The following is a 20,369-nucleotide window of genomic DNA, read 5'->3' as shown; positions in this document are numbered from 1 at the left end:
ATTCTTTAGAATACAAAAGGTCTATTTGCTAATCGTATTGTTCTAAAAGTCGCTTACTCCGGGTTGATATTCCAATTCTTTTATGTATGTTTACAGTCAAATAGTAAAAAGATGGATAATACGACCGTACCTGTTATTGATTTCTCTTTTATAGAAAATCTGCCCGAGATAGATTATGTGGATAAAGACCTTGCCATATTCAATACGCTGGATCATTTTCCAATATTCGAATATCCCAGTCGTATTAAAGCGGCTGCTTTTGCTGTTTGCCTGAGTGGTTCTATCCGTATCAGCATCAATCTGGAAGAATATATTATTACCCAAAACACATTGGTGGTCATCTTACCGGAGCAGATAGTACAACATTATGAACAAAGTGCCGATTTCAAAGGAGTATACCTGGGGGTATCGGAAGATTTTGTCAACAACATAACTCCTAACATACAAAATTTGCTCTCAGCCTTCTTTTACATTAAGCGGCATCCTTATACCATACTCACGAATGAAGAGTTGGAGGATCTGGTGGAATACCATGCAATCTTATGGAAACGGGTAAAAAATAAAGATCATGCTTATCAGCGGGAGGTCATACAAAATCTTCTGCTGGCTTTGTTCTACGATATTTGTGATATATTCCGTAAACATGAACCGCAACACACTAATAAGGTATCCAGAAAAGAAGAATTGTTCGAGAAGTTTATACAAACTGTGATGGAGTATTATAAGGAGGAAAGAAGTCTTGGTTTTTACGCCGGTAAACTTTGTATTACTCCAAAATACTTATCCCTGATATCCAAAGATGTCAGCGGAAGATCAGCCGGAGAATGGATCGACCAGTATGTGGTACTGGAAGCAAAGACATTACTGAAATCGACCCGGATGAGTATCCAGGAGATTGCCGATGTGCTGAACTTTGCCAATCAATCTTTCTTCGGCAAATATTTCAAACACCATACCGGCATTTCCCCTAAAGAATATAGAAAAGTATAATCTCTTACAGATACGTGGATAAAACGCCCATCAAGGCTTTAATATCGATCGGCTTCGCCAGATGATGGTTCATGCCGGCATTGAGGGCGTTCGCCACATCTTCGGAAAAGGCGTTGGCCGTCATAGCAATGATCGGTATATTTACAACATCCGTACGCGGAAGTTGTCGTATTTGGCGGGTCGCCTCATAACCGTCCATAACGGGCATTTGGATATCCATCAGGATCATCTGATAATAACCTTCAGCCGATTGCATCACCTTATCGACTGCATCCTGTCCGTTCACCGCCGTTTCAACCAGTACACCTGTGCTGCCGATGATTTCTTCGGCTATCTCACGGTTCAGGTCATTATCTTCCACCAGCAAAAGATGTTTCCCTGAATGATCGGCCTCTGAAAACTTAACAGGTTCAGTTACCTGACGTACTTCATCCTTTTCAAGGAATCTCCTCAATATCTGAAGTAATTTTGATTTGAAAAGAGGCTTAGCGACAAATCCATTAGCACCTGCCTTCCGGGCATCCGTCTCATATTCATCTATATCATAGGCCGACAGAATGATGATCGGGACGTCCGGTCCGACTGCCGATCTGATCTGCCGGGTAGTCTCGATACCACTCATTCCCGGCATTTTCAAATCCATGATAACGGCAAAATAATCCTCCTTTTCTTTATGACGTTTCCTGGTTGCAGCCACCGCTTCACTACCGGAACAAACCCAATCGCTCTTCAGCCCGATTTCCGACAGACAATTACAGGTACTCAGACAAGCCGTTTTGTCATCATCGACAACAAGCACAGACAGTTCCGGTCGTTCTATCTTCTCATCGAAGGCTTTCTCATGGTATTTCAATGGCATGTGGATAGTAAAACGGGTGCCTTTTCCATATTCGCTCTCCACCTGGATATCGCCTCCCATCATCCGAATAATACTGTGACTGATAGCCATACCAAGCCCTGTTCCCTGAATACTGCTGATACCATGATCGTCGGCCCGTTCAAATGGCTGAAATATCTTATCCAGAAAATCAGGTTTCATTCCTCTCCCGTTGTCTTCAAAGACGAACTCATAGTTGGCAATTCCATCATGGGGAGCCTTTTCTTCAATGCTAATCAGGATCTGCCCATTATCCGGCGTATATTTGATCGCATTGGATATAATGTTCATCAACACCTGTTTTATTCTTTGAATATCTCCTACTACGTTTTCATGATGTAATCCGCTGACATGGATATCCAGTTTGTGCTGCTTGTTCTTAATCTCCGATTGCATCATAACGATCAGATCCTGTAGAAGTTCACCGATATTAAACTCATCCTCCGATAGTTTCAAACGTCCGCTCTCTATCTTCGACATATCCAGAATTTCATTTATCAGGCTAAGCAACAGGTTTGACGCGCTCGTTATCTTTTTCAGGCAATCATGTACGCGTTCGTGATCATCCACATGTGCTCCCGCAATAGCCGTCATACCCACGATCGCATTCATCGGCGTACGGATGTCATGACTCATCCGGGCAAGAAAATCAGACTTCGCCTGATTAGCCTTTTCGGCGAAATCGAGTGCATCCTTCAGAAGTTGAGACTGTTCCTCCAACTTCTTTTGTAACTCGCGTTGTTCCGTAATGTCCGTAATATCGATGTAAACGATAATATAGATGGATTCTCCGTTCACACAGCCGATACATTCGCCATTCAACTGAAACCAGGAATAGCTTCCGTTCTTATTTCTCGAACAGATGACAAAATGAACCGGCTCTCCTTTTTGCATCAAAGGAATATGTTCATCCAGAACCATCCTGCTTTTTTCCGTCAAATGAGAAAAAGTAGGGAAAGTGCTTACATTCTCTTTTTTGATACCGAAGAAACTCAAAAACTTATCATTCGCATCCAACAATCCCAGACTTCCATCCTTCCGTATTTTGTATTTAGCGATAAATCCGGGAATATTCTCATAAGCGATCGTCTGTTCGATACGTTTCTGCATCATATCATCCACATTCGTGATAACTGTGTATGCTATAGGGTGGCCGTTATAAACCTCTTCCGTAAAGGAGGCTGTTATTTTCGTCCAGATCAGGGAACCATCTTTACGTTCCATCTGGACAAATACATCATATCTGCTCTTGCCGGTTTCCAATGCATTTGTCACAGCCTCTACAATGGTATCCCATCCGGCTTTGTTCCTTGCAAAAAACAAATCGCATTGGTTATGGAATATTGCTTCATACTCTTCTTTCGGATATCCAATCAAATCATAATAGAAATCGTTGGCCCATAAGACCGTAAAATGTTCATCCACCAAATGTTTGCTGACACTGACTCCCATCGTACACATCAACAAATTATAATCCCCATCTATTTCCGGTTGCAAAAACTGTTCTTCCATGATACTTCTATCTCTCAATGATTTTTCTTTATTACGTCACATCTCTTTTCATACCGGAACCTTAATAATTGACTTTGGCGTCCGGCAGTTGCCGCTTATATTCGTCTGTCATATAAGTTTTGTGAGATGAATCGATACTTTTTACAAAGTAACAATTATTGGTATCAACTAACAAATCCATTTTTTCTTTTATATGTTCTATTCTTTCTCTCATAACATTTGTTTTTCAAATAATATTTATATTTGATGCAAAAACTAATCGACAAAAATGGATAAACAAATTATCAGCATCGATTCGCCAACCGATTTCATAGTCGGCAAATATGTATCCTCCGATGAACTCAAACCATATATGAATGCGCCTTACAAAATCAAAGCAGGGGTCTTTATTCTCTGCATGGAAGGATATATACGTACTACTATAAACCAATCCGAATATACATCGACACGCCATCATGTTACGACATTGATTCCCAATTCTTATTTACAGATCCACGAAATGTCAGAAGAGATATTAATCTATTTTGTGGCTTTTTCCTCTGATTTTATGGGATACGTTAACTTTGTGAGAAGTACAATGAGCTGCTTATCGGTGATCTATAAGAATCCGGTTATTCCTATTTCTCAGGAAATGTCTTGTCTTTTTGCTACTTTCTACGATCTCTTGTTCCAGTACGCCATATACCCCAATATTCTGAACAACAAAGAGATGATAAAAGCCATTTTTACAATGTGCAGCCAGGGTATTGTTGAATTATATAATAGTAATCAACTCCTGGAAAAAAGAGAATTGACCCGGTACACCGAAATATACCAGGATTTCATGAATCTGGTCCTAAAACATTATACGACGGAGCATAACGTCACATTCTATGCAGACCAACTTGGACTGACACCTCCTTATTTCTCCACATCGATCAAAAAGGCGATCGGACAAACACCTCTTGAAGTCATTACTCAAATAATTATCATGGATGCCAAAGCCCAACTGAAAGGGACAAACCAGGAAATCAAGAAAATAGCCATGGGACTTGGTTTCAACAATCTGTCTTTCTTTAACCGGTTCTTCCGGCAACATGTAGGAATGACTCCTCAGGAATACAGAGGAAAAACATATACTTATTCATATTATCAGAAAGATCCCGGCAAATAAATACGTTTACTGGCTATCCGCCTACTATAACATCTATTCCATAACGATTAAATATATCCGTACATCGCTGTACAGTTTCTTCTGAAGGTGTCGCCATCGGATACCGGTTCGGATTATATGTCGTACCTAATTTATCATGTTTATTTTTTCCGATATCATGGTATAACAATAAATTTACTGTACGGTGTTCCCAGGGTAAGGAAGAGAGAAAAGCGGCCGCTTGTACCATATTCTCTTCATCGGCATTGATACCTTCGATCAGTGGGATACGGATATGGAACTTATAACCGGCTTCTGCCATCAGGCGTAAGTTAGAAAGAATCAACTCATTAGGGACACCACAATAAAGCTTATGTTTAACCGTATCCATTTGTTTGAGATCTACCAGAAATAGTTCGGAATGCTCCATTACCTCCCTGACTATTTCCGGTCGGGCAAACAATGTCGTATCGACGGCACGGTGAATACCCAACTCTCCGCAACGCCTGAGCAATTCCAGCAGCATCTCCGGATGTAATAACGGTTCCCCACCACAGAAAGTAACACCTCCCTCCGACCGGTCCATGAAAACCGTTTCCTTCCCGATCTCTTTCATCAGGTAATCGATGGAATATTCTGTTCCGGATATCTCCATTGCCATCGCCGGACAGACTTCCGCACAAGTACCGCACAGGTCACAAAGAGACCGATCGGTCACGATTCCTTCAGAAGTCCATGTTAATGCCTTTTGCGGACAAGCTTTCACGCAAGTTTGGCATCCTATACATTTCTTCTTTGTATACAGTTTCTGTTTCCGGCAGGATAATCCCTCCGGGTTATGGCACCACACACAGGAAAGCGGGCATCCTTTCATAAAAATAGTTGTTCGGATGCCCGGCCCGTCATTTATTGCATAACGCTTTATGTCGAATATCAATCCCATTTTTCAGTTGACAATTGACAGTTGACAATTGACAGCTTTAAGGTGTTTTACCTGTCAACTGTCACTTGTCAACTATCAACTAATTAAAAGTTATCCTGCTCCGTACGGGCAATTACATCTGCCTGCAGGTCTGCATTCATATCATTAAAATAATCGCTATAACCGGCCACACGCACCAACAAGTCTCGATAATCTTCCGGACATTTCTGAGCGGCATATAACGTTTCCGTATCCACGATATTGAACTGGATATGATGTCCTCCCAAAGCAAAATAACTACGAATCAAGGATGCCAGTTTGGAAATATCCTCCTCCCGTTTCAAGAGGCTCGGGAGGAAACGCTGATTCAGGAGAGTTCCGCCACTCTTTACCTGGTCCAGTTTACCTAATGATTTGACAACGGCAGACGGTCCGTGCGTATCGGCACCATGAGAGGGAGATGTTCCGTCGGAGATCGCTTTCTCCGCCAAACGTCCGTTAGGAGTCGCTCCCATTACTTTTCCGAAATAAACATGACAAGTGGTCGACAGCATATTCAAATGGAAACATTCCCCCTTCGTATTCGGCTTTCCTTCAATAGTATCATACAGGTCATTAAAAACTTTAATAGCAATAGAGTCGGCATAATCATCATCGTTACCAAAGAAAGGCGTACGATTCAAAATCGTTTGACGCATCACTTCCGCACCGGCAAAATTGTTAGCTATCGCTTTCAGCATCTCGTCCATAGAGAAACGTTTATCTTCGAACACATGTTTCTTTAAGGAAGAAAGACTGTCGGTAATCGTTCCCAGACCAGTACATTGTATATAAGTAGTATTGTAACGCGGGCCACAATTATAGTAATCACGTCCCTTGGCAATACAATCGTCAATAAACAGAGAGAGGAAGGTTGCCGGAGCATATTTGGCAAACATACGGTCGATATAATTGCTGACACGCATCTTCATATCCACAAAGTACCGAAGCTGTTTCATAAAGGCAGCATACAGATCATCATAATCTGCGAAATTACGCGGATCACCGGTTTCCAGTCCTACTTTACGACCCGAAACCGGATCAACGCCATTATGAAGTGTTACTTCCAGTATTTTCGGCACATTCAGATATCCAGTCAATACATAGGCCTCTTTACCGAAAGCACCCACTTCAATACAACCACTGCAACCTCCTTCCCGGGCATCCTGCAACGACTTTCCCTGCCGCATCAATTCCTGGATATACACATCCGGATTAAATACGGAAGGATAACCATGCCCCTGACGGATCACTTTACATCCGGCACGCAGAAAACGTTCCGGCGTACGGGAGCTGATATGAATAGCACTACCCGGTTGCAGGATATGCAGTTCTTCGATCGTTTCCAGCATGATATAGGATACTTCGTTTACTCCGTCGCTACCATCGGCTTTCACGCCCCCGATATTCAGGTTGGTGAAATCGTTGTATGTTCCGCTTTCCTTTGCGGTTATACCGACTTTCGGGGGAGCCGTATGGTTGTTTACCTTGATAAAGAAACACGACATCAACTCTTTGGCTTCGGCACGGGTAAGTGTCCCGGCTGTTATTTCCTTCTCATAGAAAGGTGTCAGATGCTGATCGAAATGCCCCGGATTCATGGCATCCCACCCGTTTAGTTCGGTTATGGTTCCGAGATGGACAAACCAATACATCTGTATAGCTTCCCAATAAGTACGCGGAGCATGTGCCGGAACCCAACGACAGACATCTGCAATCTTACGCAATTCAGCCGCCCGTACCGGATCTTTCTCCGTCATTGCCATCTCATCAGCCAGGTCGGCATGACGTTCGGCAAATAAGATAGCGGCATCACAGGAAATAGACATCGCTGTCAGTTCTTCCTGTTTATCTGTCGCTTCCGGGTCGTTCATGAAATCCAGATCAGCCAATTCTCCGGCTATCCGTTCCTTCAGGTCAAGCAAACCATATTGATATACTTTACCGTCGAGTGCCGTATGTCCCGGAGCACGCTGTTCCATAAACTCAGTGAACATGCCGACCTCATAGGCTTCTTTCCATTCTTTCGGAACATGGCTGAAAATACGTTCCCGTTGTGTACGGCCTTTCCAATAGGGAATGACTTCACGTTCATATGTATCGATATCTTCCTGGCTGATCGTATAACGTTGCAAATCAAGGGTATTCAACACATGCAGATCCTCTACGCTATGGCAGGTCAGCTCCGGAAAAGTAGGAACAGCTTTCGGTGCCGGACCACGTTCACCCACGATCAGTTCGTCCTTACCGATATAAATAGTCTTATGCCTGCATATTTCCAGAAAGTTCAACGCCCGCAGTATCGGAATAGGATATTTGCCATAGTTTTCTTTATAGAAACGGGTCTCGATCAGTGCCCGTTCGATGGATAAAGATGGTTCGGCTTCAAAAGAAAGCCGGCGTAACCGTTTGATACGGTCGTTCATACCATAAGCATTTGCTTCCACTGCAGGAGCAAAATTAGAGGCACTCTTAGGTACACGCTGAGCTGTTGTCGTACTCATTTTGAATGGTTTATTTATTCGTGCATACACTATACATTATTACGTACAGAGACACACAGTATTTTTAAAGAAATAATTAAGAATAACAAAAGAATTTACCGCACCACAGGCGGCAATACCCGGGAGAGAGTAAATTGTTTAAAGATAGAACATCAAACAATTGAAAAGTTTTCTGTAACCTTTTATAACCATATTATTTACATAGTGTTACACTGACATCGCAAACATAAATACTTTTAAGGAATAAACAAAATTATTGCATCCGTATTTTTAGTATATTTGCAACAATCAATTTGTTTTCATGGTTATTCAATAAACATATCTTCATGGAAAATCGTTTCTTAGGACTTATCGAGAACAGCATCAAGGAACATTGGGACCTCCCCGCTTTCTCTGATTATAATGGACATACATACCATTATAAAGATGTGGCCCGTCGTATAGAAAAATTTCATATAATACTCGAACATGCAGGGATCAAGAAAGGAGACAAAGTCGCTTTGGTCGGGCGTAACTCGTCCAACTGGGCCATCTGTTTTTTCGGAATCCTGGCGTATGGAGCCGTAGCTGTTCCCATCCTGCACGAGTTCAAGCCGGACAACATCCATCATATCGTCAACCATTCGGGCGCCAAAGCTGTTTTGGCCGGTGCCAACAACTGGGAGAACATGAACGAACAGATGATGCCCGACGTCAAACTGTTCATGATGCTGGATAATTTTTCCATCATCAAAAGTAAGAACAAGGATGTACGGATGGTCCGTGACAGGATCAATGAATATTTCGGAAAGAAATATCCCCGCTCATTCACCTCCTCTGATGTAAAATATCATGCTGAACAACCGGAAGAACTGGCTGTTCTGAATTATACATCGGGAACAACAAGTTTCTCCAAAGGTGTTATGATCCCTTATCGTAGTTTATGGAGCAATACACAATTTGCTTACGATAACCTGCCGTTCATTCATCCGGGAGATAGCGTTGTCTGCATGCTACCGATGGCGCATATGTACGGACTGGCTTTCGAGATACTGAATTGTGTAAATAAAGGTTGTCATGTACATTTCCTGACACGTACGCCCAGTCCGAAAATCATTGCCGAAGCTTTTGCCCGCGTGAAGCCGACATTGATACTTGCCGTACCTCTTATTATTGAGAAAATCGTTAAGAATAAGATATTCCCTGAACTGGAAAAGCCTCTTATCAAGCTATTGCTTAAAGTCCCTTATCTCGATCAGAAAGTTCTCGACACGATTGCAAAGAAACTGAACGATTCGTTCGGCGGTAAATTCGGCGAAGTGGTTATTGGCGGTGCAGCTTTGAATAAAGAGGTGGAAGAGTTCCTGCGTTCGATTAAGTTCCGCTATACGGTAGGTTATGGTATGACGGAATGCGGACCGTTGGTTGCTTACGAGCAATGGGATACTTTCAAGAAAGGCTCCGTCGGCCGGATTGTCGACCGGATGGAAGCACGTATCGACTCTGCTAATCCTACTAATGAAGTTGGTGAAATCTTGGTTCGTGGCATGAATGTGATGTTGGGATATTATAAGAATCCGGAAGCAACCAAAGCCGTTATGATGCCCGACGGATGGATGCGGACCGGCGACCTCGGAACGATCGACTCCGATGGCTTTCTGTACATTCGCGGACGCAGTAAAACAATGATACTGGGTCCGAGCGGACAGAACATTTATCCGGAAGAGATTGAAGACCGGTTGAATAATATGTTATATGTAGCTGAATCACTGATCATCTCTCAGGGGGGTAAACTGGTTGCTTTGATCTATCCGGACTGGGAACAGGTCGATAAGGCAGGTATCCAGCATTCTGAAATAGAAAAACTGATGCAGCAGAATGTAGACCAACTGAATGCAGAAATGCCTTCGTACAGCAAAGTCTCCTGTTTCAAGTTATATCAGGAAGAATTTGAAAAGACACCGAAACGCAGTATAAAACGATATCTGTATCAGCCTGCGGAAGAAAATTAATTATTCCAAAGGTGATCAATGAAAAAGCGGTGACACCGGATTTATTTACCGGAGCCACCGCTTTTCCTTTATTTATCAACAGATTACTTTTTTTCAATCTTAAGACTATTTTCTGAAAATAATCAGCAATTCGACTTATCAGCATTTAATGCTTAATTCGCGTAATACGTCCCGAATCTTTTCAAAGGTCGTAATACGTGTCGGAACCAGCGGCAAACGCAATTTGTTTTCAATAAAGCCCATTGCATTCAGCATACTTTTAGCTCCGGCAGGATTACCATCTACAAACAGCAGTTCGAATAACTCGGTGAAGCGATGGTGTATAGTCCGGGCATGATCATAATCTCCGGCCAACGCCAAACGCACCATGCGGCTGAATTCACGCGGGAAAGCATTACCGATAACGGAAATAACGCCGATAGCTCCTAACGTGATCAACGGGAATGTGATACCATCGTCACCCGAAATAACATTGAAATTAGCTGGTTTATTTTTGATAATATCATCCATCTGCGTAATATTTCCGGAAGCCTCTTTCACAGCAATCACATTCTTGAACTCACGCGCAATGCGAAGCGTCGTGGCAGCAGTCATATTCACACCTGTTCTTCCCGGTACATTATATAACACGATCGGAAGTTTTGTTGCTTCGGCAATAGCCTTGTAATGCTGATAAATCCCTTCCTGTGAAGGTTTATTATAATAAGGCACGACAGACAGGATCGCGTCGATACCATCAAAGTTATCATTCTTTAATTTCTCAACAATCGTACGGGTACAGTTACCGCCGAGACCTAAAACAATAGGTATACGGCCATTTACTTTCGTTACGACAAGGCTGATAATTTTCTTTTTTTCTTCTTCAGTGAGGGTTGGAGTTTCCGCAGTAGTTCCTAACACTACCAGATAATCGGTTCCGTTCTGCACCTGGTAATCAACCAGTTTGCCTAACGCATCATAATCCACACTTTCGTCTTCTTTAAAGGGAGTGATCAAAGCCACACCCATTCCTTTCAAATTTATGTCTGCCATGGGGAAAATATTCCTTTTTTGTTATTTAGCACTGCAAAAATAACGAAATTATATCATTTGGAGCGGATTGTTTGCAAATAAAATAATATATGTCCGAATATATGCTTTATATCAGCGTTTTCTGTCACTGAAATAGTAAGATCGTATAAATCAAGTTCACTGCTCCTTGCCCCGACTTTGAAAGTCCCGGGATGCTTCAGCAACAAATACTGCATGGCATAATTATCCCCTCGTGTAAGGTCGATAAGTATATCCGCATCACATGAACAGAACTTCTTCTCTATTTCATCCACAGGCATATACCACATATCCAGATCTGTTTTTGCATGGATGACCATATAGGACGGATCCATTTCAGGAACCGTATCTCCGGAAACATAGACACAAGCTTTCGTATTCTTCTGCTGCGAGCGTAATGTTTCCAGGCAAGGCTCGACAATATCCTTATCCTCGACATTGAACAATACCAGGATATGGCGTGCATCCTTCAAAGTGCAGAAATGACTCTGACGCTTTCCGGCCTGCTCTGCCAGTCCTTTTACTTTTTTACGGATGAAATGGTTCGTCAGTCTCATTCTGCCAACATATTTAAGAATTCATTCTCATTGATAATCTTTACTCCCAGCTTGGCTGCTTTTTCCAGTTTTGCCGGACCCATATTTTCTCCGGCAAGGATATAATCCGTTTTGCCGGAAACAGAACCGCTGTTCTTGCCGCCATGCTGTTCAATCATCGCTTTATATTCATCACGCGAATGTTGTGAGAAAGTTCCGCTGATCACGATCGTCAAACCTTTCAACTTGTCAGAACGATTTGCCAGTACTTCTTCCGCCACCGCCATCTGTAATCCGGAAACCTGCAGACGGGCAACCAATATGCGATTATCCTCGTCGGCAAAATAATCCACTACACTGCGTGCGATACGTTCGCCGATCTCATCCACTTCCGTCAAGGTCTCCAACGATGCTTCCTGTAATTGCTGCATCGAATGAAATGCAGAAGCCAAACGTTTCGCTACCGTCTCACCTACATAACGAATACCTAATCCGAACAATACCCGTTCAAACGGAACCTGCTTGGATTCCTCCAGGCTGGTCATCAGATTACGGGCACTTTTCTCCGCCCAACGTTCCAAACGCAACAAATCTGTCATCTGCAATGTATACAAGTCTGCCACGTTTTTGACCAAGCCTGCATCATACAGATCCTCCACTGTCTCGGGTCCCATGTTTATATTCATTGCCCGGCGGGTAACGAAATGTTCGATACGACCTTTTATCTGGGGAGGACAACCGGATTCATTCGGACAGTAGTGAGCTGCCTCTCCTTCGGGACGGTACAAAGGTGTACCGCATTCCGGACAAGTCTTGATGAAAGTGACCTTCGCCCCCAACAACATCGAACGGGAATCGACATCGACACCCACGATCTTGGGGATGATCTCTCCTCCTTTCTCCACATATACATTATCTCCCAGATGCAAATCCAGACCTTCTATGATATCCGCATTATGCAAAGAGGCGCGTTTCACGGTCGTTCCGGCAAGCAATACAGGCTCCAGGTTGGCTACCGGAGTAACCGCTCCCGTTCGTCCTACCTGGAAAGAGACAGAGTTCAGACGGGTTACCGCCCGTTCTGCCTGAAATTTATAAGCGATCGCCCAACGAGGACTTTTAGCTGTGAATCCCAGATTCTTCTGCTGGCGAAGCGAATTTACTTTCAGAACGATGCCGTCTGTTGCTACCGGCAGGTTTTTCCGTTCCACATCCCAATAAGCAATGTAGTCGAAAATATCCTGCAAGCTATTGCACTTACGGATAACATCAGGTATTTTGAATCCCCAGGTACGGGCCATCTGTAAGTTTTCATAATGACCTTCGGCGAGAAGGTTTTCCCCCAGCAAATAATAGAAATAAGCATCCAGCTTACGTGAAGCCACAATAGCCGGATTCTGCTGTTTCAATGTTCCTGACGCGGCATTACGGGGATTGGCAAAAAGCGGTTCTTCCTGTTCTTCGCGTTCTTTGTTCAGACGGTCGAATTCCGCCCACGGAAGTAATATCTCTCCACGAATCTCAAAATTAGCAGGGTAATTCTCTCCGCGCAATTTTAAAGGGACAGAACGGATTGTCTTTACGTTCGCCGTCACATCATCTCCACGGGTTCCGTCACCACGGGTAACGGCACGCACCAGGCGTCCGTTCTCATAGATCAACGAGATGGAAGTTCCGTCATATTTCAGTTCGGCAACAATCTCAAAAGGCTCGTTCAAAGCACGTTCCGTCCGCTCATAGAAATCACGAATCTCTTCTTCGGAATAGGTATTCCCCAAAGAAAGCATCGGATACTGATGAACAACCTGTTCAAACTCTTTCGACAGGTCGCTTCCTACCCGTTGCGTAGGTGAATGCGGATCGGCAAATTCAGGATTAGCTTCCTCCAATGCCTGTAACTCTTTCATCTTCTCATCAAACTCACGGTCTGATATAGTCGGTGCGGAAAGCACATAATAATTGTAATTATGTTGCTCCAGCTCATCACGAAGTGCTTTAATCTTTGCCTCTACTTCCATATTTAATATACCAGTTTTACATTATCAATCCAGAACGTATTTCCGGGAGAACCGATATAGGCCCCTCCATGACTGGAAGTGAACTGCAGAACCATATGCGTCGGTTCTTCATTTTCTTCCGCCCAGCCGATCTCCTGGATAGGGACACTCTTTCCCTGGCTGTTCATCGTATAACGTTCTTCAACCTGTATGCGCATGTATGGTTTGTAATCGGAATGGGAAGAAATATCTCCATACATGATCGGATAAGTAGCATCGTTCACCCAACCGTCTGTCGACGATACATAACGCTGCACCATGGTTCCGACACGTTTGGCATATACATTTCCTTCCTTATCCTCCCAACGTTTCTGCAAAAACAAGATGGCAGCGATAGAATCCTGCCCCGCCACTTTCGACTTACGGCTGAATCCCGTACTACGGATACGATCTTTTTCAGGTGCCGCCTTGATCTTATAATCAAAACGGATTGCTTTCGGTTTTTTTGTAAAAGGAACACCACTTCCCAGCATACTCTGTGGATTCTTCGTTCCTTTGATCGGTTCATGCACTGCACCCAGAAAAACAGAACCGGCTGCAACCACCTCGATATCGACCAGACCGAGCACCTTCACACTTTCCATACGGGTCTCCAATCGGGCACACCAGCCATCATCTCTTCTTTCAGGGAAAACAGAAGTATTCGTCTTTACAACCCCGGCCACTTTCGCCATCACATTGGAGTTCGCCCACGGTGAACCTCCCCGGTTATGATAAGCGATATTACCGACAATCGTATCGGTCGGTCCCAGTTCATAAAGATACTTTTTGTTTCCACCGATGATTCCCGATTCCTGAATCTCACGGACAACCCATTGATCCATATCTCCAAACGCAAAAGGAACAACCTTTTCCTGTCCGGTCATCGTGGATAGCTGACTGCCCGCAAACAAAAATAATAATATATTCTTTATAGAATTCATAAGCTTTGCTTAAAAGTTGAAAGAATATTATAAAGAATATCCCCACTCTTTCAGAGCCATTCCCCAGTTCTCTTCCACGATCTTCACCGTACGGTCATCGTATTTGTACTGGTTCTTTTTATATCCCTTCTTCTTACCCAGATATTTTCCGATCTCGTCTTTTGACGCTTCAAAGCCCGGCAGGTTTAATTTACGGTAAATATCTTCGGTCATGGCATAAGCATCCTGTTCGAAATCCTCGAACTTAACTTCCACCAGATTTCCTTCAGGGATCAGCCCTTTCTGTTCTTCAAATTTGTAGAACAAGCGGCGGTATACTTCAATAAGATTGCTTTCAATCTGTTCATTAGTGATATCCTGCAAACGAAGCGGCTGTATTGTATTTGTAAAGAAACTGCGTGTACTTTCAAATACGGTATAAGGATTACGCTTCAAATAAATAAATTTAGCATTTGGAAACATCTCCAGCAATGTCTTTACGCGTCCGGTATGTGGCGGGTTCTTACTCAGAAACTGAGAACCGTGCGTATTCCAGAGCGATATCTTGACAAGCTTCAGGAATGTTTCCTTAAAGATTTCCAGTTCATGCGCTGTAACATTGTCAAACAAAAGATACCGGTCGCAATACTCCAGCATATGCTTCGGGAAAAACCAGAAATTATAATAAGTGTACGGCATCATATTTGCCAGTGCAAACTCTTCTTCCTGCGGAAGGTCGACCTTCAACTCCATATTGTCGGTAGGACGTTTGTCGGGCATCAGGAATGACATATTCTTCTTAAAGAAAGGCTGTCCCCAAAGCATCAGATTCGGAAATACCGTCTGATAAGTCGTATTGTAGCCGAAATGCTTGTCACACGAAAACACATTGTGTACAAATGTCGTACCACTTCGCCAATGGCCCAGAATAAATACCGGGTCCATTTCCAGCGGTTTGTCCGCGATCTTGTGATAACGGGCATCTTCGAAAGGTTGCAGTAAACTAAGCAGACGGCATACCGATTTTGTCAGATAATACTTGTTGCGAAAACCTTTATCGATCGTTTTATCGGCTGTCACAGCCTTGAATGTCTTCCAGTCCGCACCAACCAGCGTATTGATTGGCAATTTATCAAATTCCAGCAACCCCATAAGTTATTTCTTTTCAGTTATACATTTAACAGGAACGCCCTGGCGTCCTAATTCTTCACATATCGTACGAATGGCATCGTAATGCTCTTCACCTATACCCAATTCCGGCAGATCCAATACAGCCAAAGCATCTTCCGTAACCATGTCTTTGGCATCCACCCGGTCGATGATCATTCCGACAGCCGACGTGTTATTGGTTATCGGATCGATCAGGATAAATGCTCCTGTCTGCTTATTCTTCTGATAAGGATCGAAGAACAACTCTTTACCGGTAGTGAAAACGACACGGGCGATCTCGTTCAGTTTCATAGGCAAACTCTCAATAGTCAACTGTCCATTATCAACGGACAACTGTTCCATTGTATTGACATTCACCTTATAACGGATACTATCTACACGGGCACGTGTCAGATTCGTCGTGTGTTTGATATAGAATTGTTTGGACATGTCCATCGCTTCTTCATCCATCCATACGAGCATGGCTTCGAAGTTACGGTCTCCCATCGGCAAATTATCCGGATGTACCAGCATTTCGCCACGCGACACGTCTATTTCATCTTCCAGCGTAATGGTAACGCATTGGGGCGGGAAAGCATAATCCAGTTCGCCATCATACGTCACGATACTTTTTACTTTCGATGTTTTGCGTGAAGGCAAAGCCATAACCGTATCTCCTTTACGGATGATACCGCTGGATACTTTTCCACAGAACCCACGGAAATCCAGGTTCGGACGCAATACATACTGTACCGGATAGCGGAAATCCTCGAAGTTGCGATCCTGGTCGATAGGCACTGTTTCCAGAAAATCCAGTAAAGAAGGACCGTCATACCAGGGAGTACGGTCGCTCTTATCCACTACGTTATCACCGTCCAGGGCGGAAAGTGGAATACAAGTGATATCCGGGATATTCAGCGGAGCCACGAACTCTTTATAGTCAGATACGATCTGGTCGAATATCTGTTTGTCAAAATCGACCAGGTCCATTTTATTCACAGCCAATACAACATGCTTGATACCCAGCAAAGACACCAGATAAGTATGGCGACGTGTCTGTGTGATCACACCGGTACGGGCATCGACCAGAATAATAGCCAGGTTGGCTGTCGAACCGCCGGTTATCATGTTGCGGGTATATTGTTCATGCCCCGGAGTATCAGCAATGATGAACTTACGGTTATTCGTACTGAAATAACGGTAAGCCACATCGATCGTAATCCCCTGCTCACGCTCTGCTTTCAGGCCGTCCAGCAATAGAGCATAGTCGATATGATCGCCGGCATTTCCCATACGCTTACTGTCGCGTTCGAGTGCATCCAACTGATCCTCGTATATTTTTTTACTGTCAAACAACAGACGTCCGATCAAAGTCGATTTACCGTCGTCCACCGAACCTGCCGTAAGGAAACGAAGCAAATCCTTCTGCTCGTCCCTGTCCAGGAATTCTTTTATATTTAATGTTGCCATAGTTTTATGAGTTGACAATTGACAGTTGACAGTTGACAGATAAAAACAGCTCTTAAAACTGTCATCTGTTAATTGTCAACTGTTAACTAATTAAAAATATCCTTCTCTTTTCTTTTGTTCCATGCTGGCATCCTGGTCGAAGTCGATCACACGGGTCGTACGTTCGCTCTTGGTGGTTGTCATCATCTCTTCCACGATCTTTTCAATCGTATCGGCCTCACTCTCCACTGCCCCTGTCAACGGCCAGCAACCAAGTGTACGGAAACGAACCATACGCATCTTAATCTGATCGCGATACTGTTCCGGCAGACGGTCGTCATCAGCCATGATCAGGTTACCGTCAAGCTCGACGATAGGACGTTCTTTGGCATAATACAACGGAACGATAGGTATATTTTCCAGACGGATATATTGCCAGATATCCAGTTCTGTCCAGTTGGATAACGGAAATACACGGATACTTTCACCTTTATGGACACGGGCGTTATAGATATCCCATAATTCCGGACGCTGATTCTTCGGGTCCCACTGATGGAACTTGTCACGGAAGGAGTAGATACGCTCTTTCGCACGGCTCTTTTCCTCGTCACGACGGGCACCACCGAAAGCGGCATCAAATTTATATTTATCGAGGGCATGCAGTAAAGCCTGCGTTTTCATCAGGTCGGTATGCACTTTACTACCATGCGTAAAAGGCCCGACACCAGCGTGAAAGGCCTCCATATTCGACTCGACGATCAGGTTCCAACCGAACTTTTTCGCATACTCATCGCGAAACTGTACCATCTCCTTGAACTTCCATTTGGAGTCGATATGCATCAAAGGAAACGGCACTTTCCCCGGAGCAAAGGCTTTCTCTGCCAACCGGACCATCACAGACGAATCTTTACCGATAGAATAAAGCATCACAGGATTCTCAAATTCAGCAGCAACCTCCCGTATGATATGGATGGATTCTGCTTCCAGCTCCTGCAAATGGCTTAATTTGTAATCTGACATAGTTATATTTGTTATTATTATTATTTCTATACTTTTACTTTAGGTAATATCAACCCTAATAATTTATTTACCGACTCTTCCAGACTCAACACAGATGTGTCCAACGATAATGCCGGATGTTCCGGTGCTTCGAACGGAGCCGAAACACCTGTAAAATCTTTGATTTCCCCTCTACGGGCTTTTGCATATAATCCTTTCACATCGCGACGTTCACATTCTTCGATCGGTGTGTTCACATAGATTTCCAGGAAATTTTCTTTTCCTATAATAGACGAAGCCATCTCCCTCAAATCGTTGTTCGGACTGATAAAAGCCGCTATGGTTATAACACCGGTATCGATAAACAGTTTACTTACCTCTGCTATACGACGGATATTCTCGACACGGTCTTCCGGCGAGAATCCTAAATTGTTATTGATCCCGCTACGGATATTATCGCCGTCCAGAATACGGCATAACAAACCACGCTGATGCAACTCACGCTCCAACGCAATGGCAATCGTACTCTTCCCCGAACCGCTAAGCCCGGTAAACCAAACCATCACACTACGTTGTCTTAATAGAGATTCTTTATCCTCCCGCCCCATCATCCGGTCGAAGATCGGATAAATGTTATTTGATTGTGTATTACTCATTTTGTTTTTTATTTCCCCCTTTTACTAGAATTTCCAGATCATTGGTATCACAAACACAGAGATCAGGAATGTGATCAGGTTCAACGGCAATCCGATACGGACAAAGTCGGTGAACTTATAACTACCGATACCCTGCACGATCAGATTGGTCTGATAACCGATCGGAGAACTGAAGCTGGCGGATGCAGCCATACAAATCACTACAAAGAAAGGTGTCGGATTGACTCCCAACTGGGTAGCGACAGACAACGCGATCGGAAAACTCAAAGCCGCCGCCGCATTGTTTGTAATCAGTTCCGTGAATATATTCGTAATAATAAAAATAATGGCAAGTAAGGCATACGGTCCGAAGTTATCCGCCATGCTGATAATATAGCTGGCAACCAACGACGCAAAGCCGGAATTCTCCATCGCTTTACTGATCGCAAAAGCACAGGCGATCGTAATCAGGATATCCCATGAAATATATTTCGTATATTTTTTTGGTGGAAATATCTTTGTCCAGGCCATAATGATCGTCGTGATACAAACGAAGAAAAACATATCCAGCCTCATATTCGGAATAGCCTCTTTCACAGCCGGCAACTCACCGACCGTTGCACCGACGATCATAAAGATCAGCAAACCTAAAGCCAACCAACGCTTCTTTTTCGACACCGGTTCCGTATTCTCACTACCGTTTGCCAACATCAGGAAGACACTCGATTCTCCCCAGGTCGGAATAAACGTATCGTCAGCCCAAAGAACCAACGTATCTCCCTCATGCAAAGTAACTTTATCGAGATCGTGAGTAAAACGTTCTCCCCCGCTTTTCACCTCCTTCACGATCGCACCGTAATGACGGGTGAAATTAAACTCCCCCAATGTTTTATTAATACCGGGAAAACGGGAACCTAACACCGCTTCTACCCGGTGCAGATTGCCGGGACTACCTTCCTCTTCTTCTTCCGTATAATTGTCCTGACGGGAATCTGGTAATAATCTATTGGAAAAAGCAAACAAATATAACATACCGGCTATAGCGATAAAAACTCCGACTTTTCCCAATTCAAACATGGTGAAACCTTCATAACCGGCATCTATCACCATGCCATGAACAACCAGGTTGGTAGATGTTCCGATCAGCGTACAAATACCTCCCAATATGGTTACATAAGAAAGAGGGATAAGGAATTTAGTTGCCGGAAGTTTTACAGATTCTGCCCACCGTTTAATAATAGGAGCAAAAATAACAACTACAGGAGTATTATTAAGAAACGCAGACACAAATGCTATAGGAGGCAACATGCGAACCTGTGCTTTCAAAACCGTCGTTTTTCCTTCCGGAAGAAGTTTTTTGATCAATTGCCCCAAGGCTCCGCTTTGGCGTATCCCCTCACTCACCAGGAAGAGCATAGCAACCGTTATCATTCCCTTATTACTGAAACCCTCCAGCATTTCTTTGGGAGTCAATATACCGACGACCAGAAATAATACCACAACGGAAAGTAGTATCATTCCCGGTCGCATCCTGTCCCATACTAATGCCGCAACCATTCCGGCCAGGGCCATCAATACAAATAATATCTCGAAGTTCATTATGTACCTAATCTGTCTAATTTTCT

The 20,369-nt window shown here is 43.6% G+C and carries 16 protein-coding genes; 3 read left to right on the top strand and 13 right to left on the bottom strand.

Going from position 1 to position 20,369, the window contains the following annotated elements; all coding sequences use genetic code 11:
- The first annotated feature begins 111 nt into the window (after positions 1–111).
- Entirely contained in the window at positions 112–990 is an 879-nt protein-coding gene (locus DWW23_RS07800) for a helix-turn-helix domain-containing protein (RefSeq protein ID WP_122352718.1), read from the top strand.
- A gap of 4 nt (positions 991–994) precedes the next feature.
- On the opposite strand, the gene DWW23_RS07795 is transcribed toward DWW23_RS07800, so the two are convergent.
- The gene (locus DWW23_RS07795) at positions 995–3,379 is read right to left on the bottom strand and encodes a response regulator (RefSeq protein ID WP_122352717.1); all 2,385 of its coding nucleotides are present in this window, start codon (positions 3,377–3,379) and stop codon (positions 995–997) included.
- 61 nt (positions 3,380–3,440) lie between these two features.
- Positions 3,441–3,593: a hypothetical protein gene (locus tag DWW23_RS26415; protein WP_158583166.1), complete on the bottom strand. Its 153-nt coding sequence runs from the start codon at positions 3,591–3,593 to the stop codon at positions 3,441–3,443.
- A gap of 54 nt (positions 3,594–3,647) precedes the next feature.
- Between DWW23_RS26415 and DWW23_RS07790 the strand changes: the two genes are divergently transcribed.
- On the top strand, positions 3,648–4,532 hold the full coding sequence (locus DWW23_RS07790; protein ID WP_122352716.1) for an AraC family transcriptional regulator: 885 nt from the start codon (positions 3,648–3,650) through the stop codon (positions 4,530–4,532).
- 13 nt (positions 4,533–4,545) lie between these two features.
- On the opposite strand, the gene DWW23_RS07785 is transcribed toward DWW23_RS07790, so the two are convergent.
- Together DWW23_RS07785 and hypD are read right to left on the bottom strand one after the other, a co-directional pair.
- The gene (locus DWW23_RS07785) at positions 4,546–5,454 is read right to left on the bottom strand and encodes a glycyl-radical enzyme activating protein (protein WP_122352715.1); all 909 of its coding nucleotides are present in this window, start codon (positions 5,452–5,454) and stop codon (positions 4,546–4,548) included.
- An 83-nt stretch (positions 5,455–5,537) separates the two neighbouring features.
- Positions 5,538–7,976 carry a trans-4-hydroxy-L-proline dehydratase gene (gene hypD / locus DWW23_RS07780; RefSeq protein ID WP_122352714.1) on the bottom strand — a complete coding sequence of 813 codons (2,439 nt, stop codon included), beginning with the start codon at positions 7,974–7,976 and terminating at the stop codon, positions 5,538–5,540.
- Between the two features lie 326 nt (positions 7,977–8,302).
- On the opposite strand from hypD, the gene DWW23_RS07775 reads away from it, so the two are divergent.
- A complete protein-coding gene (locus tag DWW23_RS07775) occupies positions 8,303–9,967 on the top strand; it encodes an AMP-binding protein (protein WP_122352713.1) in 1,665 nt (554 codons plus the stop codon).
- Between the two features lie 138 nt (positions 9,968–10,105).
- On the opposite strand, the gene dapA is transcribed toward DWW23_RS07775, so the two are convergent.
- The 9 genes from dapA to DWW23_RS07730 form a co-directional block, all read right to left on the bottom strand.
- Positions 10,106–10,999 (bottom strand): 4-hydroxy-tetrahydrodipicolinate synthase, encoded by an 894-nt coding sequence (gene dapA / locus DWW23_RS07770; protein WP_122352712.1) that lies wholly within the window; start codon positions 10,997–10,999, stop codon positions 10,106–10,108.
- 53 nt (positions 11,000–11,052) lie between these two features.
- Positions 11,053–11,574, bottom strand: coding sequence for a hypothetical protein (locus DWW23_RS07765; protein ID WP_122352711.1), 522 nt, complete (start codon positions 11,572–11,574; stop codon positions 11,053–11,055).
- Positions 11,571–13,571 (bottom strand): NAD-dependent DNA ligase LigA, encoded by a 2,001-nt coding sequence (gene ligA / locus DWW23_RS07760; RefSeq protein ID WP_122352710.1) that lies wholly within the window; start codon positions 13,569–13,571, stop codon positions 11,571–11,573. The genes DWW23_RS07765 and ligA overlap by 4 nt, the downstream gene beginning before the upstream one ends.
- A 2-nt stretch (positions 13,572–13,573) precedes the next feature.
- Positions 13,574–14,533, bottom strand: a complete 960-nt coding sequence (locus DWW23_RS07755) for a PCMD domain-containing protein (RefSeq protein ID WP_122352709.1) — start codon at positions 14,531–14,533, stop codon at positions 13,574–13,576.
- A gap of 27 nt (positions 14,534–14,560) precedes the next feature.
- Positions 14,561–15,664, bottom strand: a complete 1,104-nt coding sequence (locus DWW23_RS07750; protein ID WP_122352708.1) for a sulfotransferase — start codon at positions 15,662–15,664, stop codon at positions 14,561–14,563.
- Positions 15,665–15,667: 3 nt separating this feature from the next.
- Positions 15,668–17,131 carry a sulfate adenylyltransferase subunit CysN gene (gene cysN / locus DWW23_RS07745; RefSeq protein WP_122352707.1) on the bottom strand — a complete coding sequence of 488 codons (1,464 nt, stop codon included), beginning with the start codon at positions 17,129–17,131 and terminating at the stop codon, positions 15,668–15,670.
- Between the two features lie 90 nt (positions 17,132–17,221).
- A complete protein-coding gene (cysD, locus tag DWW23_RS07740; protein ID WP_122352706.1) occupies positions 17,222–18,130 on the bottom strand; it encodes a sulfate adenylyltransferase subunit CysD in 909 nt (302 codons plus the stop codon).
- Between the two features lie 26 nt (positions 18,131–18,156).
- Positions 18,157–18,765, bottom strand: a complete 609-nt coding sequence (gene cysC, locus DWW23_RS07735; RefSeq protein ID WP_122352705.1) for an adenylyl-sulfate kinase — start codon at positions 18,763–18,765, stop codon at positions 18,157–18,159.
- 24 nt (positions 18,766–18,789) lie between these two features.
- Positions 18,790–20,343: an SLC13 family permease gene (locus DWW23_RS07730; RefSeq protein ID WP_122352704.1), complete on the bottom strand. Its 1,554-nt coding sequence runs from the start codon at positions 20,341–20,343 to the stop codon at positions 18,790–18,792.
- Positions 20,344–20,369 lie beyond the last annotated feature (26 nt).

The sequence above is a fragment of the Parabacteroides sp. AF14-59 genome, assembly GCF_003479515.1.
GTDB classification, from domain to species: domain Bacteria; phylum Bacteroidota; class Bacteroidia; order Bacteroidales; family Tannerellaceae; genus Parabacteroides; species Parabacteroides faecis.
Note: the sequence above shows the minus strand (reverse complement) of the source record. Positions and strands in the feature narration are given on the sequence as shown.

Coding starts and splice junctions, on each gene's coding strand:
- DWW23_RS07800 (WP_122352718.1), top strand. CDS start 112: ATGGATAATACGACCGTACCTGTTATTGATTTCTCTTTTATAGAAAAT.
- DWW23_RS07795 (WP_122352717.1), bottom strand. CDS start 3,379: ATGGAAGAACAGTTTTTGCAACCGGAAATAGATGGGGATTATAATTTG.
- DWW23_RS26415 (WP_158583166.1), bottom strand. CDS start 3,593: ATGAGAGAAAGAATAGAACATATAAAAGAAAAAATGGATTTGTTAGTT.
- DWW23_RS07790 (WP_122352716.1), top strand. CDS start 3,648: ATGGATAAACAAATTATCAGCATCGATTCGCCAACCGATTTCATAGTC.
- DWW23_RS07785 (WP_122352715.1), bottom strand. CDS start 5,454: ATGGGATTGATATTCGACATAAAGCGTTATGCAATAAATGACGGGCCG.
- hypD (WP_122352714.1), bottom strand. CDS start 7,976: ATGAGTACGACAACAGCTCAGCGTGTACCTAAGAGTGCCTCTAATTTT.
- DWW23_RS07775 (WP_122352713.1), top strand. CDS start 8,303: ATGGAAAATCGTTTCTTAGGACTTATCGAGAACAGCATCAAGGAACAT.
- dapA (WP_122352712.1), bottom strand. CDS start 10,999: ATGGCAGACATAAATTTGAAAGGAATGGGTGTGGCTTTGATCACTCCC.
- DWW23_RS07765 (WP_122352711.1), bottom strand. CDS start 11,574: ATGAGACTGACGAACCATTTCATCCGTAAAAAAGTAAAAGGACTGGCA.
- ligA (WP_122352710.1), bottom strand. CDS start 13,571: ATGGAAGTAGAGGCAAAGATTAAAGCACTTCGTGATGAGCTGGAGCAA.
- DWW23_RS07755 (WP_122352709.1), bottom strand. CDS start 14,533: ATGAATTCTATAAAGAATATATTATTATTTTTGTTTGCGGGCAGTCAG.
- DWW23_RS07750 (WP_122352708.1), bottom strand. CDS start 15,664: ATGGGGTTGCTGGAATTTGATAAATTGCCAATCAATACGCTGGTTGGT.
- cysN (WP_122352707.1), bottom strand. CDS start 17,131: ATGGCAACATTAAATATAAAAGAATTCCTGGACAGGGACGAGCAGAAG.
- cysD (WP_122352706.1), bottom strand. CDS start 18,130: ATGTCAGATTACAAATTAAGCCATTTGCAGGAGCTGGAAGCAGAATCC.
- cysC (WP_122352705.1), bottom strand. CDS start 18,765: ATGAGTAATACACAATCAAATAACATTTATCCGATCTTCGACCGGATG.
- DWW23_RS07730 (WP_122352704.1), bottom strand. CDS start 20,343: ATGAACTTCGAGATATTATTTGTATTGATGGCCCTGGCCGGAATGGTT.